The organism is uncultured Prevotella sp., from assembly GCF_946407605.1.
In the GTDB taxonomy this organism is placed as follows: Bacteria; Bacteroidota; Bacteroidia; order Bacteroidales; family Bacteroidaceae; genus Prevotella.
Map to the genome: position 1 here is coordinate 87,148 of NZ_CAMJOS010000007.1, position 21,652 is coordinate 108,799.

17 protein-coding genes are annotated in these 21,652 nt (G+C 49.9%); 4 read left to right on the forward strand and 13 right to left on the reverse strand.

What is annotated here, in order from left to right:
* Positions 1-10 precede the first annotated feature (10 nt).
* Positions 11-2,383: a TonB-dependent receptor gene (locus Q0R57_RS05090; RefSeq protein WP_294744325.1), complete on the forward strand. Its 2,373-nt coding sequence runs from the start codon at positions 11-13 to the stop codon at positions 2,381-2,383.
* Positions 2,384-2,392: 9 nt separating this feature from the next.
* Positions 2,393-4,162, forward strand: a complete 1,770-nt coding sequence (locus Q0R57_RS05095) for an MATE family efflux transporter (protein ID WP_294744326.1) — start codon at positions 2,393-2,395, stop codon at positions 4,160-4,162.
* Positions 4,163-4,189: 27 nt separating this feature from the next.
* On the opposite strand, the gene Q0R57_RS05100 is transcribed toward Q0R57_RS05095, so the two are convergent.
* From Q0R57_RS05100 to Q0R57_RS05160, 13 genes are all read right to left on the reverse strand, one after another.
* On the reverse strand, positions 4,190-5,359 hold the full coding sequence (locus tag Q0R57_RS05100) for a GDP-L-fucose synthase (RefSeq protein WP_294744327.1): 1,170 nt from the start codon (positions 5,357-5,359) through the stop codon (positions 4,190-4,192).
* Positions 5,360-5,389: 30 nt separating this feature from the next.
* A complete protein-coding gene (gene gmd / locus Q0R57_RS05105) occupies positions 5,390-6,499 on the reverse strand; it encodes a GDP-mannose 4,6-dehydratase (protein WP_294744328.1) in 1,110 nt (369 codons plus the stop codon).
* An 8-nt stretch (positions 6,500-6,507) separates the two neighbouring features.
* Entirely contained in the window at positions 6,508-7,575 is a 1,068-nt protein-coding gene (locus Q0R57_RS05110) for a mannose-1-phosphate guanylyltransferase (protein WP_294744329.1), read from the reverse strand.
* Between the two features lie 111 nt (positions 7,576-7,686).
* The gene (locus Q0R57_RS05115) at positions 7,687-8,313 is read right to left on the reverse strand and encodes a DedA family protein (RefSeq protein ID WP_294744330.1); all 627 of its coding nucleotides are present in this window, start codon (positions 8,311-8,313) and stop codon (positions 7,687-7,689) included.
* A 6-nt stretch (positions 8,314-8,319) separates the two neighbouring features.
* Positions 8,320-9,762, reverse strand: a complete 1,443-nt coding sequence (locus Q0R57_RS05120) for a tetratricopeptide repeat protein (protein ID WP_294744331.1) — start codon at positions 9,760-9,762, stop codon at positions 8,320-8,322.
* Positions 9,763-9,765: 3 nt separating this feature from the next.
* A complete protein-coding gene (locus tag Q0R57_RS05125; RefSeq protein ID WP_294744332.1) occupies positions 9,766-11,556 on the reverse strand; it encodes a glutamine--tRNA ligase/YqeY domain fusion protein in 1,791 nt (596 codons plus the stop codon).
* 26 nt (positions 11,557-11,582) lie between these two features.
* Complete coding sequence (gene mltG, locus Q0R57_RS05130) at positions 11,583-12,608, reverse strand: endolytic transglycosylase MltG (protein ID WP_294744333.1); 1,026 nt, start codon at positions 12,606-12,608, stop codon at positions 11,583-11,585.
* A gap of 134 nt (positions 12,609-12,742) precedes the next feature.
* Complete coding sequence (locus Q0R57_RS05135) at positions 12,743-14,488, reverse strand: phospho-sugar mutase (RefSeq protein WP_294744334.1); 1,746 nt, start codon at positions 14,486-14,488, stop codon at positions 12,743-12,745.
* 138 nt (positions 14,489-14,626) lie between these two features.
* Positions 14,627-15,118, reverse strand: coding sequence for a DUF5675 family protein (locus Q0R57_RS05140; protein WP_294744335.1), 492 nt, complete (start codon positions 15,116-15,118; stop codon positions 14,627-14,629).
* A 102-nt stretch (positions 15,119-15,220) separates the two neighbouring features.
* The gene (locus tag Q0R57_RS05145) at positions 15,221-17,446 is read right to left on the reverse strand and encodes a DUF3987 domain-containing protein (RefSeq protein ID WP_294744336.1); all 2,226 of its coding nucleotides are present in this window, start codon (positions 17,444-17,446) and stop codon (positions 15,221-15,223) included.
* Positions 17,447-17,463: 17 nt separating this feature from the next.
* Positions 17,464-17,901, reverse strand: a complete 438-nt coding sequence (locus Q0R57_RS05150; RefSeq protein WP_294744337.1) for a hypothetical protein — start codon at positions 17,899-17,901, stop codon at positions 17,464-17,466.
* Positions 17,902-18,605: 704 nt separating this feature from the next.
* Positions 18,606-19,133 (reverse strand): hypothetical protein, encoded by a 528-nt coding sequence (locus Q0R57_RS05155; RefSeq protein ID WP_294744338.1) that lies wholly within the window; start codon positions 19,131-19,133, stop codon positions 18,606-18,608.
* A gap of 86 nt (positions 19,134-19,219) precedes the next feature.
* Entirely contained in the window at positions 19,220-19,885 is a 666-nt protein-coding gene (locus Q0R57_RS05160) for a hypothetical protein (RefSeq protein WP_294744339.1), read from the reverse strand.
* Between the two features lie 654 nt (positions 19,886-20,539).
* On the opposite strand from Q0R57_RS05160, the gene Q0R57_RS05165 reads away from it, so the two are divergent.
* Complete coding sequence (locus Q0R57_RS05165; protein ID WP_294744340.1) at positions 20,540-21,130, forward strand: DNA-binding protein; 591 nt, start codon at positions 20,540-20,542, stop codon at positions 21,128-21,130.
* A gap of 76 nt (positions 21,131-21,206) precedes the next feature.
* Positions 21,207-21,320 carry a smalltalk protein gene (locus tag Q0R57_RS05170; RefSeq protein ID WP_294744341.1) on the forward strand — a complete coding sequence of 38 codons (114 nt, stop codon included), beginning with the start codon at positions 21,207-21,209 and terminating at the stop codon, positions 21,318-21,320.
* The last annotated feature ends 332 nt before the right edge of the window (positions 21,321-21,652 follow it).

Genomic DNA, 21,652 nt, shown 5'->3' on the forward strand with positions numbered 1-21,652 from the left:
ACTGTCTGTCATGATGAAAAGATACATTGCAGTTATCGCACTGATGCTTGAGGTGGTATTGGCAACGGCACAAGATGTCTATACCCAAGCGGAGAATGCATATAATATTGGACGGCTTGATTCTGCACTCGTCTTGTTAAAAAACAATGAGAGCAGTTTCCATGGTACCGATAAGCAGAAAGCCTATCGCCTCATGTCGCTTTGCTGTCTGGCGCTCGACCAGACGGAGGAGTCAGAGCATTATGCCAGCTTGCTGCTGCAGGAGAACAAGTATTTCTTCGGCTCGCTGGAAGACCCTGTGCGCTTTGTCGATATGATCAACCGCTTGCGCGAAGGCCGAGGCACCACCATTAAGACGGCATCTGGTCAGGAAGAGTTGATCGAGGAGGCCCCTGTGCCTGTCACCATCATCACCCGCGAGATGATTGACATGCTGAGTAATAACAGAAGTATTGGACAGATATTGGCAGCCTATGTGCCTGGCATGAGCGATGTGTGCAGCTATTCTTTTTGTAACTATGCCATGCATGGCGTCTATACCTCTGGTCAGGAGAAGATTCTCGTCATGGAGAACGGCCACCGACTGAATGCCCGTTCCACTAACAACGGCAAGCTCGACTACGCCATCAGTACTGAGAAGATTGACCATATCGAGGTGCTGCGAGGCCCTGCCTCTTCGCTGTATGGTAACGTGGCTTTGACGGCTGTGGTCAATATCATCACCAGAAAAGGCAGCGAGATCAATGGCGTCAAGGGAAAATACGGTTATGGTTCGTTTGGCACCCATCGAGCCGACCTTACTGCAGGAACCTCTTTGATGGGTGTTGACGTTTTGGCATGGGCTTCAATCTACACCTCACAGGGTGAGAAACTGAATATCCCCGCAGGTACTGGCTATTCACAAACGCCTCATGATGGCTATGCCTACGTAGGCCGTTATGAAGGAAAACCATCCTATGACATTGGTATGAATTTAACCGTTAGTGATTTTACCTTAATGTTCTCCCAAAAATATGGCAAGCAGGTACCTCAGTATTCCTGGTTCGGCGAGGTATATGACTATGATAATTATCGTCACTTCCAGGGCAACTCTATCGGATACGCTATAGATGAGACACACATTGATTTGGGTTATTCCAAGAATTTTGGCTCCTTCAATTTAAATGCATCTGTCTATGGCGACAAATACCGATTTTATGACTATGCCGTCGTTTCTGATTCAACAATTAATGTCATCATTGCCGATGATTACACTCCTAAACGCGACGACCAGGGCAATCTCATTAACAAGACATTCCATCACCTTTATCAGGACGGTAATTGGGAAGAATACACGGTTGGTGGCGTATTAAAGGGCGATGCTTCATACAAAGTTGGCGCTATGAAAGGAAACTTGCTGGCAGGCATTCATTATGAATACTTTACACTTTATGACAATGAGGCTCTCATAGGTGAAGACTATGATCGTTTTACTACTGTGATAAGGGAGTCTAAGAATCCAATTAATAATGGACAAGAGACGAGCTTCTCTGCATTCGTTCAGTGTAAACACTATTTTTCTGACAACCTTATTTTAAATGCAGGTCTGCGCTATGATAAGAAGTTCCGTAGCAACGATATGACTGTCGAGGCCTACTCGCCTCGTGTCGCCTTTGTCTATCTCCCCTCGAAGAAGTTCAGTGTCAAGGCCTCCTATTCACGCTCATTTGTTGATGCACCATACTTTTTCCGACAGAATACCACTAATCCCTACAGAGGTAGTGAAAACTTGATGCCGGAATATATGAATGCCATCCAGCTCGACTTCCTGGGTAATATCACCGATCACTTCAACTACGACGTCAACTTGTTCTATAACCACCTGACCGATTTGATCTGTAATAACCCCAGCACCGAAATGGGTGTAGCAAAATATATCAACGCTGGTACTTTGAAACTTGCTGGTGCCGAGGTCGAGCTCAACTATAACTCAGCCTCGTTCCACTCGCGTTTCAGCACCACCATGCAGCGCGCCCTCAGTGCCGAGCAGTATTACTATAGCGACCACCATATCTATAGCGTGCCCTGGTGCATAGCCAACCTCACTGGCGAGTATCGTGTGCTCAACAAGGCCAACCATCAGCTGTGGCTGGGTGGCAATGCACGCTATACCTCTCGTACGCTGAACAAGGCCAATTCACGTATAAAGGACAGCGAGGACGTCTATTTCGATGGTCTCTGTCTGTTCGACCTGCGCCTGAAGTACCACTATAGCGACTTTATGCAGTTCTCGCTCGACTGCGACAATGTGTTCAACACCCATTACGAGATTGGCGGCACCTCCTATCTGCCTTACCGCTATCCGGGACGTATTGTCATGGGAACCATATCGTTCAAGCTCTAATAGGAAAATATGGGCGGTAAAGACGAGCAGCAGAAGAAAGACTACCTCATAGCCAAGGCCCTCCATAAGTTCATGTGGGCCTCCATTCTGGCATCGTTGGCATCGCAGATAGCCATGACCACCGATGCCATCGTGGTCAGCCAGTTCATTGGTCCTGAGGCTATCTCTGCCATCAACCTCACGGTGCCTGTCGTCATGACCTTCCATTTCCTGATGATGCTCTTCGGCATGGGCGGCACCGTCCTGGTGGCCAAGTCGCTGGGTGAGCGCGATGTTAATACCACCAACAGCGTGTTTACCTCCACGCTGATAGGTCTTGTGTCTGTTGGTGTGCTCTTCTCTGTGCTGCTGCTGATCTTCAGTCCCCAGGTGGCCAGCTTCATCACCAACGACACGCCTGTTGTCTATGACTTGTCGCTGCGCTATCTGCGTATCATGCTCATAGGCATCACGCTTTCCATTCTCTTCATGACCCTCACCAACTTCATCAAGACTGACGGCAATCCTCAGATGGTGATGAAGGCTGTGTTCATCAGCAGCGTTGTCAACCTGGTGCTCGACATCCTTTTCGTGGCAGTGCTCAAGACAGGTATCGAGGGTTCTGCCTGGGCCTCCATCATTGGGTGTGTTGTGGCCCTGCTGTATTGCGTTCGTCATTTCCGTAGTGCCAACAACTCCTATCATTGGCAGTTTGATTACAAACAGTGTCACCGTTATATCCTGAAAGGCGCCAAGACAGGCTTCCCCATGGGCATCAACACCCTGCTGCTGGGCCTCTGCACCTATGCCGTCAACAGCATCATCCTGGGCAGTCTTGGTGCCGATGGCGTCTTTGTGTGGGCCGTCTGTTTCCAGCTGTTCCTCATCCTTCAGATGGTGTTGGCCGGAGTGGCCACCTCCATCTATTCCATTGGCGGCCTGTTGATAGGCGAGAAAGATATCGTGGGTCTGCGTCTGCTCACCAACAAGGTGATGAAGTACATCTGCCTCAGCCTGCTGGCCGTCACCCTGTTTGTCATCATCACCCCCGAGAGTATTGGGTGGCTCTTCTCCAGCGAGAGCGTCCCGTCAGATGGTATGCTCCACAGCGCCTTGCGCATCTATGCCCTGCTGCTCATCCCTTACGCCGTTGCGGTGGTCTATCGCATCCTTTATCAGGTGCTGGGCTATTGGTCGCTCAGCGTGGTGTTGAGCATTGTTCAGATGGCCTTTATGGTGCTGTTTGTGGGGCTGTTGGCCTGGCTCAAGCCCGAGTGGCTGTGGTGGGGCTTCCCCGTGTCCAGTCTGTTCCTGCTGGCCGTCTATTGGGTTATCACCCTGTTCATCCACCACAAGAACCCTGATGCCGAGGTGATGACCCTCATACCACAGGCTGCCGATGCCCAGTCGTTGAATTTCTCCGTCAAGTATCAGACAGAGGATGTGCAGCGTGCCCTCGAGACCATCAGCACCTTCCTCGAGACCTGCGATGTTGACCCAGCCACCTCGTTACAGATCAATCTCTGCTGTGAGGAGCTCATGTATAATATCGTTACCTATGCCGTCAACAAAGATGCCGACAAGCATCTCTTCGACGTGCATATCGTCTGTCGCGACGATGTTGTCTCCGTACTGATCAAGGACGATGGCAAGCCCTTCAACCCTGTGATAAAAAACGCCACCATCAATGAAGATGGTGACGGATTAGGTCTTGCCCTAGTCAATATGCTGTCCAATATTCAGTACAAGTTCATGTACAATCAGAATGTGGTCTTCCTCACATTCCAGCGCGAAGGGTGAGAAAGGGCAACGCCTATCTTTATTATCTTATTGCAGGCTATCCTGATACCATTCGAAGAGCTTCTGAACGCCATCTTCGATTTCTACCTTATGCATCCAGCCAAGGGAGTGGAGCTTGGATACATCGATGAGTTTACGCATGGTGCCATCGGGTTTTGAGGCGTCGAACTCAACGGTGCCCTCAAAGCCTACGGCCTTGACCACCAATTCTGAGAGTTCACGGATGGTGAGTTCCTTGCCTGTGCCCACATTGATGTGGCAGTTGCGGATCTCACCAAGGCTGGGGATATAACCACCACGGCCTGCACTATGATTGCGATCCACAGCACCATCGGTGGTGGCACCATAATGTACACTCGAGTATTTCTCGATACCAATAATGTCGCTGAAATTGACATTCAGGAGTACATGGACTGAGGCATCGGCCATATCTTCCGACCACAAGAATTCACGTAATGGAGTACCTGTACCCCAGAGTGTCACCTTGTTATTCTCTATTCCATATTTTGCTAAAACTTTCAGGATGTCTTCCTTAGATGCATCGCCAGTGACGCCTTCAACAGGACGCTTGTTCAGGTCGATAGCTATCTTGTCCCAGGCGCCATCATGAATGAGTTTGGCAAGGTAGACCTTGCGCATCATGGCGGGCATGACATGGCTGTTTTCCAGATGGAAGTTATCGTTGGGACCATAGAGATTAGTTGGCATCACGGCGATATAGTTGGTGCCATACTGCAGGTTATAGCTCTCGCACATCTTTAGGCCGGCAATCTTCGCAATGGCGTATTCCTCATTGGTATATTCCAAGGGCGAGGTCAACAGGCAGTCTTCCTTCATGGGTTGAGGTGCATTCTTGGGATAAATACAAGTACTACCCAAGAACAGCAACTTCTTGACGCCATGGGCGTAGGCTTCGCTGATGACATTGCACTGGATTTTCATGTTCATCATGATGAAGTCGGCACGATAGAGCATATTGGCCATGATGCCGCCGACAAAGGCAGCAGCCAACACCACAGCATCAGGCTGCTCTTCATCGAAGAAATTCTTGACTGCGACCTGGTCGGTCAAGTCCAGTTCCTTATGACTACGCCCTACAAGGTTGTTATACCCCCGCCGCAGCAGGTTATTCCAAATAGCGGAGCCCACTAGTCCGTGATGCCCCGCTACATATATTTTCGCGTTTTTATCTAACACAATTCTCAATTGTCAATTTTCAATTATCAATTACTTCACGATGCCCTTTTCGAGGTATTCAGCGAGGTTGGTGCGGACTTTGGCGGCGGCACCTTCGGCGGCGACTTTGGCGATGTCGGAGTCGACCATGATCTTTACCAGTTGCTCGAAAGAGGTCTTGGAGGGGTTCCAGCCGAGCTTGGACTTAGCCTTGGTGGGGTCGCCCCAGAGGTTGACGACGTCGGTAGGACGATAGAAATCTTCGCTGACTGCAACAACGGTATTGCCAATCAGAGCATCTGGACCACTGACAACAATGCCCTTCTCGTTGATGCCTTCGCCTTCGAACTTGAGTTCGATGCCGGCATGACGGAAGGCGAGCTGGGTGAACTCACGGACAGAATGCTGAACACCAGTGGCGATGACGAAGTCGTCGGGCTTAGGTTGCTGGAGAATGAGCCACATGCACTCCACATAGTCCTTGGCATAGCCCCAGTCGCGCAGGCTGTCAAGATTACCGAGATAGAGGCAGTCCTGAAGACCCTGCGAGATGCGTGCTGCGGCGAGGGTGATCTTACGGGTGACGAAGGTCTCTCCACGACGCTCACTCTCGTGGTTGAACAGGATGCCTGAACAGCAGTACATATCGTAAGCCTCACGATACTCCTTCACAATCCAGAAGCCATACTGCTTGGCCACGGCATAGGGTGAGTAGGGGTGGAAGGGTGTCTCCTCGTTTTGGGGTACCTCTTCAACTTTGCCATAGAGCTCGGAGGTGCTGGCCTGATAGATGCGACAGGTATCCTTGAGTCCTAACTGTCGTACTGCCTCGAGGATGCGCAATACACCTACAGCATCGACGTCGGCCGTATATTCCGGAGAGTCGAAGCTGACCTGCACATGACTCTGTGCAGCGAGGTTATAAATCTCTGTGGGCTGCACCTTGCCGATGACGCCCAGCACGCTCATCGAGTCGCCCAGGTCGGCATAGTGCAGATGGAAATGAGGCTTTCCTTCAAGATGTGCGATGCGCTCGCGGAAGTCCACACTACTTCGGCGGATGGTGCCGTGAACGTCGTAACCTTTCTCTAAGAGGAACTCAGCCAGATAGGAACCATCTTGACCTGTGATGCCAGTGATGAGAGCTATTTTATTATTCATGCCAAAAATCAGTTTTCGCCCGAGAACTGCTTGATACGCTGTTCCTCGGACAGTTTACATATAAGTAGGGTGTCGTTGTTCTCTGCTACGATATAGCCGTCGAGGCCCTGGATGACCACCTTCTTCTCCTGAGTCGTGTGAATCATGCAGTTGTGGGTTTCGAACAGATTGATATCGTTGCCGATGCAGGCATTGCCGTAGATGTCGCGCTTCGACTGTGTGAGCAGCGAGCCCCAGGTGCCCAGGTCGCTCCATCCGAAGTCGGCTGGACATACGAATATCTCTTCTGCCTTCTCCATGATAGCGTAGTCAACAGAGATATTCTCACACTGCGGGAATTTCTCGTTGATCATCTCCTGCTCCTGCGGTGTGCCGTAGATGGGCAGCATCTGCTCGAAGATCTTGTTCATCTTGGGCTGATAGACGCGGAAGGCGTTGACGATGGTGTTGACGTTCCAGATGAAGATGCCGGCATTCCAGAAGTAATAGTTCTTCTTGATATACTGCTGGGCGGTCTTCAGGTCGGGCTTCTCACGGAAGGAGTCCACACGATAGATGCTCTTATTGCGCAGCGACGATGCAGAGAGGTCGGCCTGGATATAGCCGTAGCCTGTCTCAGGACGCGAGGGCTTCATGCCCAGCGTGACGATGGCATCGCTGTCGGCAGTGAAGTCCATACAGTCTTTGATGACACGTTGGAACTCAGGCACGTTCATCACAATATGGTCGCTGGGTGTCACGACGATGTTGGCCTTCGGGTCTTGCGCCTTGATGCGCCACGATACATAGGCGATGCAAGGAGCGGTGTTTCGGCGGCAAGGCTCGCAGAGGATATTTCCCCGAGGCATTTTGGGCAACTGCTCTGCTACGATGTCGGCATACTTCTCGTTGGTGACCACCCATATATGCTCGGGGGCTACCAACGAACCAAAACGCTCCACGGTGAGCTGCAGGAGGGTCTTACCCGTTCCCAGCACATCTATGAACTGCTTAGGGCACTCTGCAGTGCTCATAGGCCAGAAGCGACTGCCTACGCCTCCAGCCATAATGACCAGATGATTGTTGATTTTTGGCATAATTAATCTCGTTTTATTCAATAATCGGCAAAATTACGCAAATTTTCCGAGATGGACAAGCAAATCCCGGAAAATATTATAAATAGGTGTGTATGTCGTGACTTATGTCGGTTAAGCGTTCTTGTTCTTAACTACGTGCTTAATGACGAAATAGAGGATGGCGAGAGCCACGAGTGCGAGGATGACAATCACGATATAGTGGTTGTATTCCTTGATGGTATCTTCCAGCTGGTCTTCGGGCACGATGGTGGCGAGATACCAACCCATGGCGGCGAGGATGGCATGCCAGAGGCCTGCGCCGATGGTGGTGTAGAGCAGGAACTTCCAGTATGTCATGCGAGCCAGTCCTGCGGGAATGCTGATGAGGTGGCGAATGCCTGGAATGAGTCGTCCGGTGAGTGTGGCCACCACGCCGTGATTGTCAAAGTACTGCTCGCTCTTCTCCACCTTCTTCTGGTTGAGCAGACACATCTTGCCCCATTTGCTATTGGCGAACTTATAGATGACGGGACGCCCCACATAGAGTGCCACGAAATAATTGATGGATGCTCCCAGGTCGGCACCGATGGTAGCAAAGAGCACCACGAGAAAGACGTTCAGTTCGCCGCTATGTGCATGAAAGGCGGCAGGAGCCACCACCAGCTCAGAGGGTACAGGTATTACGGTGCTCTCCAACAGCATGAGCAGCAGAATAGTACCGTAGTTCAGGTTTCCTAAAAGTGCTGAAATCCAATTCATTATATCTTAACGATTAATCTTTTTCTTGATATACTCATAATATCCCTCAGGTTCCAGGTCCTGGGGAAATAAATGTGCCAGCGCCTGATGACACTCTTCGGGGTTCACTTCGCAGGCTTTCTTCAGGTAGTCGAGAAACTCGCCGTAATACTTCAGCTCATAGCAGCACAGTGCCATATAGGCATACCCCCGCGGCGCTTCGTCATCCTGATGTTCCTTGACTTTCTCGCAATAGGTGAAGTATTTCTTAAAGAGCGTGTAAGCCGCCTCTACGTAGTGGTTGTCGTAAAAAGAAAGGATGATGTGCAGCCATGTATCGCATTCGTCGTCACTTTGGCTGATGGCGGTACGGAAATAGGCCTCTGCCTCTGCGGTCTTGCCTGCTGTCAGCATGACATGGCCTTTCACAATCTCCATCTGCACATGGTCGCAGTCTATATCTTTTGTTTTGTTGAGCACACGAATGGCTTCGTCGCACTGGCCGTTTTCGCTATAGGCAAATGCCAACTCCTGATAGATGTCGGTGAGTGATGGCGAGTCGGCAGGAGCCGTATCGACGGCTTTCTTCAGGATGTCGATGGCCTCCTTCGGCCTGTTGGTGTTGAGCAGACAGATGCCTTCATAGAGTAGTGGAAACTCGTCGTCGGGTACCTGCTCTGAATAGCGACGGAAATACTTCATCGCCTCTTCATAGTTGTTCAGGCGAAACAGCCCGTTAGCTTTAGCTATCAGCCCGTCAGGGTCTTTGGGATTGATGGCGATGGCATATTCGCTGCTCTGTATGGCTTGCTGGTAGTCCTCGCTCATAAACTGTGCCGAGGCTAGCGCATTCCAGTAACGAATAGAGAAGGGGTCGTTGTCAACCAGCTCGTTGAAGATACGCTCGCTATCCTTATATTTCCCCATTCCGAAGAGGGCGCGGCCCATCAGTTCTTTGAAGTCAAGCGACTGCTGGTGTCTGACTCTCGCCATCCATTCCATGGCCTTCTGCGGCTGTCCGTTGTCGGTATAGATGTTGGCAACGTCCATCACATAGTTCTGATACTCGTCGGGCGGTACCTGCTTGAACTGTTCACGCAGATAGTTGTCGGCATCGTCTATGCGTCCCTCTGCAATGAGAATCTCGGCGCGGTCGTATATATAGTCCGGATCGTCTGTCTCTATGATCTGGTCATAGTATTCACGCGCCTTGTCAACGTCACCTTCATACAGGGCCTGATGGATGCGGTAGGTGAGGGGAGCAATAGCTCCAGGTGCGAGGCTGAGTGCCAGGTTGATGGCTTCCTCGGCCTCGTCGGCCTGACCTATAAACTGATAGTAGTCGGCGATATCCGACAACTCTTCAGCATCCATAAACACAGGCTCGCCTGCATTTACGGAGTGCTCGTAGGCTTCCAGCAAATCCTGGAACTCCTTGCTGTCGAAATATTCGTCGTCAGTTTTTTTCATTTTTCAACTCTTCAGTCCTACGGTCTTATTGAATACGGGATGCTCGGTGGTAGAGTCGGGATCTACGTTGAAGTATCCTATGCGCTGGAACTGCAGATAGCTGAGGGCTTTCTGCTGGGCGGCAAAGGGCTCAATGTAGCAGTCGGTGAGGATATGCAAGTTGTCAGGGTTCATCATCTGGCGCAGGGCGTCGGCTCCCTTGATACCTTCCTCTTCCTCCAGTCGTTTCAGCTCGTCGCGTGGGTTCTCATATTTCCACAGACGCTCGTAGAGTCGTACCTCGGCCTTGACGGCGTTGTGGCAGCTGACCCAATGCAGGGTCTTACCCTTGATCTTACGGTTGGCACCAGGCAGTCCGCTACGAGTCTCAGGGTCGTAGGTACAATAAATCGTGGTGACGCGGCCCTCGGCATCCTTGTCGCAGGGGTGCTCTTCGTCGCACTTGATGATATAGGCGTTCTTCAGACGAACCTCCTTGCCAGGAGCCAGTCGCATAAACTTCTTCTCGGCCACCTCCATGAAGTCGTCGCGCTCAATCCACAGTTCGCGACTGAACTCCACCTCGTGTGTGCCGTCAGCCTCGTTTTCGGGGTTGTTGATGGCTGTGAGCTGCTCGGTCTGTCCCTCTGGATAGTTGGTGATGACAACCTTAACAGGGTCGAGCACGGCAGAGACGCGGAGGGCGCGAGTGTTCAGGTCGTCGCGCAGGGCACTCTCAAAGAGAGCCATATCGTTAAGGGCATCAATCTTGGTGTAGCCAATCTTCTCCATGAAGTTCTTGATGCCTTCGGGCGAGTAGCCACGACGACGGAAACCGCAAATGGTCGGCATGCGGGGGTCGTCCCATCCGTTGACAAGTCCCTCGCTGACCAGCATGCGCAGGTTGCGCTTGGAGAGGAGGATATAGTTCAAGTTGAGCTTGTTGAACTCGGTCTGACGAGGACCCTCGAAGGCGTCGAGGGCGTTCTTGTCTAGATTACCTAAATATCCTAGATTCTCTAGAGATTCTAGGGATTTCATCCATTCTTTCATCCAACCTACGAAGAGGTCGTAGAGGGGACGGTGCTCCACAAATTCCAGCGTACACCACGAGTGTGTGACACCCTCGAGGAAGTCGCACTGGCCGTGGGTGAAGTCGTACATGGGATAGGCGTTCCACTTAGAGCCAGTCTTGACATGCGGGATGTTGAGCACGCGATAGATGAGTGGGTCGCGGAACAGCATGTTGGGGTGGGCCATGTCGATCTTGGCACGCAGCACCAAGGTGCCGGGCTCGCACTTACCGCTATTCATAAACTCAAACAGCTTGAGGTTCTCCTCAATGGGACGGTCGCGATAGGGACTGTTGGTACCTGGCGAGGTGGTGGTGCCCTTCTGCTGGGCTATGACCTCGGCGCTCTGCTCGTCCACATAGGCGCGGCCCTGCTTGATGAGCCATACGGCAAAGTCCCAGAGCTCCTGGAAATAGTCGCTGGCGTAGTAGACGTGAGCCCAATCAAATCCCAGCCATTTGATGTCGTTCTCTATGCTCTCGATATATTCGGTATCTTCCTTCACGGGGTTGGTGTCGTCGAAGCGCAGGTTGCACTCGCCGCCATATTTCTTAGCCAGTCCGAAGTCGATGGCGATGGCCTTGGCGTGACCAATATGCAGGTAACCGTTAGGCTCTGGTGGGAATCGTGTCTGCATTCTTCCTCCGTTCTTACCTGCTGCCAGGTCGTCCTTCACCATCTGTTCCACAAAACTCACGGACTTCTTCTCTTCCGTGCCTTCATTCAGTATTTTCTCTTCCATTGTTTATATATTACCTTATTGTTTTTTTACTTGATGTCTCTCTCGTTGAGCGCCTTGGCATAACGTGCTGCATTCTTCAGGTGGTCCTGATAGGTAACGGCGAAGTTATGAGTACCAGAGAAGTCCTCTTTGGCGCACATATATAAGTAATGATGGTTCACGCGGTTCAGCACAGCATCGATGCCCTTGATAGATGCCACCTTGATGGGACCTGGTGGCAGACCAATGTTCTTGTAGGTGTTGTAGGGACTTTCCACCAGTAGGTGGTTATGATAGATGCGCTTGAGCGAGAAATCCTTCAGGGCGAATTTTACTGTTGGGTCGGCCTGCAGGGGCATGCCACTCTTCAGTCGGTTCAGATACATGCCTGCTATCATGGGCTTCTCGTCGTTGTTAGCCGTCTCCTCGTCAATGATGCTGGCCAGCGTGCTTACCTCGTTAGGCTCCAGACCTATGGCGCGTGCCTTCTGCTTGCGCTCTGTGTTCCAGAACTTGTCGTGCTCGGTCACCATGCGCAGCAACAGCTTATCAATGCTGATATCCCAATATACCTCGTAGGTGTTGGGCACAAAAGCACAGGCGATGGTGCAGGTGTCGTAACCTAGCTTCTGGCAGGTCTCGTTGTTGCTCAGCGCCCTGATAATCTCAGTGCTGTCAATCATGATTTTAGTAGAGAGACGGGCTGCCATCTGCTCCATGGTGCGACACTCAGGAATGGTGAGCATCATGGGCTTCTGTCTGCCGTTCTTCAGCATGCGGAACACGTGGATGGTGTTCTGTTCGGGCTCAATGGCGTAGCGTCCTGTACGAATATTCTCGTCGTAGTCGTAGTGGCGAGCCAGTGTGCGCAGTCCTGTCAGCGCGCTGCCTTTGGCCACAGGCTCCAACTTGGCATATACCGAGTCGGCGGTATCGTCGCTATCGATATAGACATAGGTGGTTTGCTGCTGTGCCGAGAAAGCCACGAAGAAATAATAATACACTATAGCCGCTACTGCCGCAAAGCAGATAAACGCGGGAATCAGATAGTATTTTGCTTTAATTGGCTTCATATTTCTCATTTTGGGTGCAAAGGTACAAAGATTTTCTGAGAATAGCGCCATTATCTGTTAAATTATATCATAAAAGATATAAAAGCGGGCGAACCGTTTGGCTCGCCCTGCTTCAATAATTTTATTATTACATTCTACAGCTTAAGGTCCTTCTTCAGCAGTTCAATCTTGGCCTCTCCATCCTTGCTGCATCGGTCATAATCAGCTGCACCAGAGAAGCTTGCGTCCTTAACCTCAGTGTAGAACTTAATCTTTGGCTCAGTACCTGAAGGACGAACAGAAACCTTCGTGCCGTCCTCGCAGAACCACTGCAGTACATTAGAGGTGTCGGGCATGTCGAGCTTGGTGACATTACCTTGGGCATCCTTAGCCTCGAGGGTCTTATAGTCTTTCACCAGAACAACCTTTGAGCCACCCAGAGTCTGAGGAGGATTGTTGCGGAAGTCGGTCATCATCTGCTTAATCTCATCGGCACCAGTCTTACCAGGACGAACCACGTTGATGGTCACCTCCTTAGAGAATCCGTACTCCTTGTAGATGTTCATCAGCAGGTCGTACAGAGTCATGCCGTTGTCGCGAGCCCATGAAGCAATCTCACAAATCAGACAGATAGAAGCGGGGGAGTCCTTATCCCTAACCTTATCGAATGGCAGGAATCCGAAGCTCTCTTCGCCGCCGCCAATGTACTTCTTCTTGCCTTCGTTGACGCGAATCTCATTGGCAATCCACTTAAAGCCTGTGTAGCAGTCCTTCAGCTCTACGCCGTTCTTCTTGGCAATCTCGGCAATAACCTCGGTAGTCACGATGGTCTTCACCAGGAACTCGTTACCCTTCAGCTGACCCAGCTTCTTCTTGTTGGCGATGATATACCACGAGAACATCATGGCGGTCTGGTTACCATTCAGGATTTCCCACTCACCCTTAGGATTGCGGCAAACGATGGCCAGACGGTCGGCATCGGGGTCAGAGGCAATCACCAGGTCGGCATTCAGCTTCGTACCCAGCTTCATACCCAGCGTCATAGCCTCGGCATTCTCGGGGTTAGGAGAAACTACTGTGGGGAAGTTACCGTCGATAACCATCTGCTCGGGCACTACGTGGATATTCTGGAATCCCCATGAGCGCAGGGCCATAGGCACGATGACGCGACCAGTTCCGTGCATTGGGCTGTAAACGATGTTCAGGTCCTTCTGACGCAGGATGACGTCCTGATCTACCATAGCCTCCTTGACAGCCTGAATATAGTCCCAGTCCATCTCACCACCAATGATGTCGATGAGGTCCTTGTTGCCCTCAAACTTCACCTGGTCGATGGTCACCTTGTTCACCTCGTCGATGATACCCTTATCGTGTGGAGCCAGTACCTGAGCACCATCATCCCAGTAAGCTTTATAACCATTATATTCGCGGGGGTTGTGAGAAGCGGTGACGTTTACACCAGCTTGACATTTCAGCTGACGGATGGCGAAGCTGATCTCAGGGGTGGGGCGGAGGCTCTCGAAGAGATATACCTTAATGCCGTTAGCAGAGAAGATGTCGGCTACGGTCTCGGCAAACATTCTACCGTTGTTACGGCAGTCGTGACCAACCACCACAGCGGGCTGGATGCCAGGGAAAGCCTTGTTGATGTAGTTGGCAAAGCCCTGAGTGGCCATACCTACGATGTACTTGTTCATGCGGTTGGTACCAGCACCCATGATGCCACGCAGACCGCCAGTACCGAATTCCAGGTTCTGATAGAAAGCATCAATCAGCGCTGTCTTATCCTCTGCGTCGAGCATAGCCTGAACTTCCTTACGTGTCTCCTCATCAAAGGCCGGAGCCAGCCATTCTTTTGCCCGTGCGGTGCACTCGGCAATCAGTTGTGAGTTGTTTTCCATTTTAGTTTGTTTAAGTAATGAATGATTTATTGGGGCAAAGTTAGTAAACTTTTCTCAAACCACCAACAATCTGCCCCAATAATTTCATTTATTATCCGTATAATTCGTGAAATCTGTTACTTAATCACGACCTTGCTTTTATTTGATGGTCAGCCAGACGGCTTCACCTTTGTCTTTAGCCTCGACTATCTTTTGTTTGAGTTCATAGAGCCATTTGCGGCTTTCGAGGAGCTGGCCTACAATCTGGTTGCGACCTACGAGGATGCAGCCTTGGGTGTCCTTAGCAGTATTACCCGCATGGATGCGGATGCCCTTGAAAAGGTGGTTGAAGTCGGGGCCACCGAGCAGGACAGGGAGCCACATCTTAAATTTCGGACTCCACGTGATGACTACGGCGTAACGGCCTTCTGGGATGGCGAAGGGCCTCAAACACTCTGCCTTCTTAGGTGAACGAAGCACGGCTTCTTTCGAGACCGTTGTCTTCAACTCCAATGCCGTTGGTTCGAGAGTATCGCAAAAGTAAGTCTGTTTCTCACCTCCCAGATACTCGTCCATTACTTGCTCTTTGATGTAAAGCTTGCCTATTGTATAGGTTTTCCTTTTTGCTATGCGTGTTAATATTAGTTCCATAATTCTTAATTCTTAACTCTTAACCTCTTTATTGTCACAAAGTCACGAAGTCACGAAGTCACGTTGTCCAACTTTCAATTTTCAACTTTCAACTTTCAACTTTCAACTTTCAACTTTCAACTTCCTCCAGTGAGTCTTGTCCACCTTCTCTATCCAGCCGTCACGACCCCAACGGGAAGTGATTTTCCTGAGGGCTGCCTCTGAGCAGAAACCCCGTTTCAGAGGACGCAGATCATCCATCGTGAAGGTTGGCGGCAGCTGGTCGAAGATGGAGTGGTTGACGCCGTATCGCTGACACTCGTCCTGAGCATCGACATACTGATTCTGCAAGGCCTCGCCGAAAGCTTTCATCTGCTGGTCGAGACAATACTGAGCCATCATCAGCGCAAAGTCCAGACAGGCTTTGCTCTCCTTGGTGTTGCCGGTCAGCATATGGAAGATAACACCGCAACGGAAACCGATGACAGCCGCACGCTTACGATAGGTGTCCTTTACGTGGTCGATGTCCTTGGCTGCTTCTACGCGTTTCTCTTCTACCCAAGCCTCTATGGCCTTGCGAAGTCGAGGGGTGTCAACGAGTCCGCTGAACGAACGTAGACGGGTAACGGCCTGCTGAATACGTGCTTCGTCCTCTGCTGAACGCTTGCCGAATTTCGGCATTTTCGAGAATGACGCATCGGGCATTTCAGCTACAAGCACACGAGAGCTGAGACCATTCTCAATGTTGTCCGACTTGAAGCACTTTCGCATGGCGCCGTTGGTGCCCAGCATCGTCCAGTTGTAGGCCACATTGACCACACCCGATTCAGCCTGATCGGAGTTGTAATCCTGACCCCATTCGCCGTAGTCAAAGCTCAAACGATAGATGTCATATTTCGAACTCCAAGAGCCTGCACCGTTCGTTTTGCGAAGGGTGTCAAGTTCCTCGCCAAAGCTATACAAGGTATGTCCCTGTGCATTCTTAAAACGTTTCAAAAGCGTTGAGCAAGAGACGGTTACGGGCACAACGCGAATCAGCACATGTGGGTCTTCGGGAGCCTTCTCATTGGCCTTGCGACCTTTCTTGCGCTCCTTCCATTCTTCTTCGCGCTTGCGGGCAAGAGCGTCCTCTTCATCCAACTGATGTTTCCAGATGTCAACGGCATTCTTCACCACCGATTTGTTACTGGCCTGCTCACCTCGAATGATACTCATCAGCCCTAATCGATGGGTGTTTCCGTCGCAATACTCAACGGTTACCTGGTCGGCATAAGCAGCGCAGATGGGCATAATGCCGCAAAGTACAGGCATGTGCATCGAGACCGGCACACCAACCAACGATTCTTTGAGTCCGATTGGCAGAGCCTTCACGTTGACCTTCACGCTTGTCTCTTCGGCTACGGCTTCAGCATCCTCGATTTCATCAGGATTGATGCCAAATTCCAAGGCGTCAATGATGCCCTGCATCACCTTCGAAACGCCCTTGGGTTCTTCCTTGCAAGCTGAGTCAACAACCGATTTCAGTTCCACGTCAGAGAGTCCGAAACGAGGCATTACCTGCATCAACACCTCTTTCTTATTGTCGCAGATGGCTCGAAGATTGACGGCCAATTTGTGCAACTTTACGTTACGCTCACCCTCGGCAGGCTCACCACCATTCCTACGCCACCACTCAGATATAATAGAGGTATAGGGAATGCCCTTGAACGACGGCTCAGATTTGAGCTCTTGTTCAACCGGCTCAGATTTGAGCTCGTTGGCAACCAAGGAAGAATTTCCCTCGTTGGACGTCGGCTGAGATTTCAGCTCACGTTCTTTTGACACCTCGAACAACTTCGGATTAACATACTTCGTATGATCTTCCGGCACCATATAGATGCACCTCGAAACGTCCTTTACAGCCGCATCGGGTGTGAATCCCGTAGCTTCTTTCATCAATTCCTGTGCCTGTTCAGGTGTCATCCCTTCCGGCAATTCCACCAGCACATGAGTACCACGACGAACAGATTCCTCAATAAGCAGCGGTACCAATGGCGACTTTTCTAAGAGTCGGGCACAGATTTCATCCGTATGCCCCTTCTCGTCGAAGTCCAACATCAGTCGGTTCAGCGGCTTCACGGCATCAGCTATGGCTCGATGATTATCCTTAAACTCTGCGCAATGCGGAGTCCATACTGGCAAACGATGCTTCAACTGCTCGTCTCCTTTTTCTATACGTGCGCACATCTGCGCTAGCCACGATTCGCGGCGAAGATTCTCCCAGTCTTCCTTGGTGGCAGGGAGGCAAGGAGCGCCGTGTCCCTTGCCGATACATGTGAATTTCATGGTCATAATCATTGATTTCTCCATAATATAGTCCTCCTTTCTTATTGGTTATTAGTCCATAAAGTGTTTGTCTTGCGGGTAGCCAGATAAGCCGCCACTTCGAGAGTCTCGTCACGGAAAAGCTGTTTCATCAGCTCCAACGGGTACTTCTTGGGGAAAGTGAACTCCACCTTCAGGCAACCGCGATTGGGGTTGTGTTTCGAGTGCTCGCGCGTCATCTTCACTACGGCGTGGGCCGTCTCAAAGATGGTCAGGTACTTGGGGCCCTTTGACCCGTCGTTAACACGCTTTACTCGGGTTCGACCATCTGCATCAACCTCAATGCCTGCACGGTAGCGCACTCGGCTGCCATTGGTCACCTCCTTGTCACTCTCCCAAGGGCACGGATAGACATTGATGTCGCCGTTGGTCTGGAAGTTAATACTGCCGTCCATCTGGACGTTCTGAACTAAAAGCTGTTTCTTAAAAATTGGTTTCATTTTGTTGGGTTTTTGCGAGTGAAGAAGCCTTTGGAAACGCTGGCCAGCTTTAACTCATGAGATTTCTTCAGCTCACTTCGCCCAGATTAATACTTTTGTTGTTGACTATCCTTTTCTTAGTGGTTCATGAAGCGAAAGTCATTCTTCTTTGGGTTCGGCATTCGACACTGATTCATCAGTGAAAACTGACGACGTGCATTGTCTGCGATTGTGCCTCGTGCGATTTTGATAAGATTTCTTGTACGACTCATAATGAATGATTTATTTAACGTCGCCCCCTTTAAGGCGACCTCTAAGTTATGAATGAATAATGTATGTGTATAGGGGATAACCCTGCTTTATAGCCGCCCCTTCTTAAGACTCGCAAGCTCGAATAAGCGCCGCAAAGCGTCGAGCGACCAAGGGACTCAAAATGTATCAACATGTCAAAGACTCACGCTGTCCGAACCCTACGGATGGCTCGCCACATCGCCGTTGCCGCTGCAACTTTAATTTTCTGGTGCAAAGGTAGAATTCGATTGGCGACGACAAAATTTCGTGCAGGTGTTTTTCTTATATATTATTTGGATATAATGTAAGATGACTGATAATCAAAGAATTACAAATAAAAAAAGCAGGCATTTTCTTTTGCAGAAAATACCCGCTTATCGCTTGTAATCTGTTTTCGATTGAAAACAGCCCGATTTTTACTGTTTTTCGATTGGCTAATGCTGTTTTACGTATTCGATAATCCAGTCCGTATAATACTCTTTTCGGCTGTCGCCCATATATTTTGCTAAAGTTTTCACCTCTTTAGTATTATCCGCGCCCGTACCATAATATATACGTGCTATAGCCAGTGCTTTTTTTGAAAATACACCTGCTGCTGCAAGTGCCCCCATTACGTGACCCTTCACCTGAAGTCTCAACTCTTTTTTCGCCCATGCCTCGGCAATCTCGTCGCGATACTCCGACTTCATCAGGTCTTCTATCAGCTGATTACGCCATTCCGCCGAGAACCGTTTCTTGTCCATGCACACTTTGTTGAACCAATCCATTGCAAGCAAATCCTGAAGAATCTTCTTCGGGGCAAAATAGTTTAAGTCTGGGCGATACATTGGTGATGGCTCCGATGGACGCGACTGGTTGTTAGCCGATGCCGGATTGCCGACAATACGCCCACCTTGCCGAGCTTCACGTCGCTCGGCAAACTGCTCCATCCAGGCATCGATACTGCGTTGAGCTACACTCATGGCTCTGCCAGCCAGCACATTTCTTGCATCATCGAATCCCAGTGAAGCAATCAACTCCTCAATCCCTTCGGTGGGAATATCTATCCTCATTGATCCCAGGTTAGGCGATCAAGTTCAATGTGATTGATTATTTCCTCGTACTCTTTCTGCTCTGTCTTTATGTGGATGTTTACACGACGGTCGGTAAAGTGCTCCCAATCGTAGCACAAGTCAGCTAACTTGTCTTCCAACTCTTCTCGAGTCTCAGCCTCACAATAGATTGGGTACTGACTCTTACCGTTATCGCGACAGATAATCTTGTTGTCCTTCTCCTCGAATATGAGCAAGATTTCGTGATTATATTGCTTGATGAGCAACGTGCCACGAAACTTGGGGATAGCACTTAAGTCCATGAATTTAATCTCGTTATCGAGCAGTGCCTCATATAGCGACTTGGCCTTTGCCAAATAGTCGGTCTCATTCTCAATGCCCCAATTGCGACGAACCATGCGGAAGAAGTAATAAATATCTACCTCTTTATCATCGTCGCTACATAGCACGTCACAATCGGTCAGCTCGGCGTTGTTCCATACCACACCTCCAGGTGCATTCCAATATTTCACTATGGGATGACTATGCGACTCCAGCTTGTAGCTTCCGTCCTCCCCCTTTGTGGTTTCATATACAATCAAAGTGGCAATATGCTTACCCACCTCGCCGTTACAGTGAATGTACTCATACGGCTCTTTTAGATTCAATATCTGAGTTTCCATATCATCTTAAATTTATTTGAAGGCAAAGGTACAAAGAAATCCCGAGATTCTAATCAGCTCCTCGGGAATTTATGAATTATTTACAGATGGCCTTACTTCCTCAATTCTAACGACAGGGAACCCCTTTGTGCTTGTGACATCCATAATGTCTTGCTCGCCCCAACGGATTTTGTACAAATAATTTTAAAAGTAGGACATCGTGACTTCGTGACTTTGTGACATTAAGCACCCTGCGTGCTTGACCTTGCTCACGCAAATTTAAGATGTTCACAATTGACAACGAAGTCAGATGGAGATGAAAAGGTAAAGCAGTCTTAGTAGTATATTAAAATATTAATATATTATAATATATTAATATTCATTATAGGGATACGCTGCATATTGGAATGTGCTTAATGTCACAAAGTCACGAAGTCACTGTCACAAATCGGGCTGTCCGTCTATTGGAGCCCCAGCAATTCTTGCTTTAACAGATTTTCACACTGCAGGGCACGTCGGATTTGGATGCGCAATGAAATTTTTGTACCTTTGTACTGTCAAAAATTAAGCGCTGCAGCTGCTACTATTAAGACAAAAAATTGCGAGGATTAATCCGAGCAAAAACACGAGAACTAAACTAAATGTTTAACCCTTAAAAAACACACAAACTAAACTATGGCAATTCGTATTATTGCACAGCGCCGAGTGCTTAAAATCGGCAAGAATCCGGGAGTGAAGAAGTTCGTGATGCGCCCTGAGCTCTACACGTCGCTCACCGAGAAGAAAGTATTCACGGAGGCCGCCACCCACAGCGGCATCAGCGCAGGAGTCATCAAGGCGGCTTGGGATGCAGCCGGTGAGGTCATCCGCACGTGGGCTACCGAGGGTCACAGCGTACCCCTGCCTGGTCTGGGCCACATGCGCTTCGGAGTCCGCTCGAAGGCTGTCGAGGGTCTGGACGATGTAAAGACCAGTCTGATCAGTACCCGCCGCATCGTGTTCACCCCCAGCGTGGACGTGAAGGACGAGCTGAAGAACACCCCCATCCAAATCACCTGTCTGGACGAGGACGGCAACGTGCTGAAGCGCGTCACCTCTGGCGACAGCGGCGACATCGAAGACCCTGAGACCAGCGGCGACGATAACCAGAACGGAGGCAACGGCGGCACCCAGAACGGTGGTCAGAACAGCGGTAGCGGCAACAGCGGTGGCGACAACACTGGAGGCAACTCTGGCGGCAACGAAGGTGACGACGGATACAATTAAACGAAGTATGAGGGCCGCAGCCCTCTACTTCTTGAAAATTGAAAAATTGAAAATTGAAAGTTAATAATTTAATGCTATGAAGAAAGAAACTTGGAAGACCGTCATTCAGTTGATTGTGAGCATCCTTACGGCAGCCCTGACTGCCCTCGGAACCACCAGTTGCATGGGTCAAGGCCCACTCGCCATCTGAACCATCAATCCCATCTGAACTGTAAACCTTAATCTCTCTCCGTCCGCAATCTCCCACAAGAGGTTGCGGATTTTCTTTTTGTTCATGAGCGTGACTTCGTGACTACGTGACTTTGTGACATTAAGGTGGTTTTAGTGTTTTTACAATGTTTTCTGAAGTCTTTCGTTAAATTTGACTTAAAAATTGTCTGTTCACCTTGTTTCTTTCCAAACTTTTTTGTATCTTTGCACTTGCTATCTGCCCTTGGTGGTTGTGATGTTCTTTGAGGAGGACGGAGCCGCTGGGTGGAGCACTACATATTGAAAGGCGTTACTGACGCTTTGTTTTTGGAC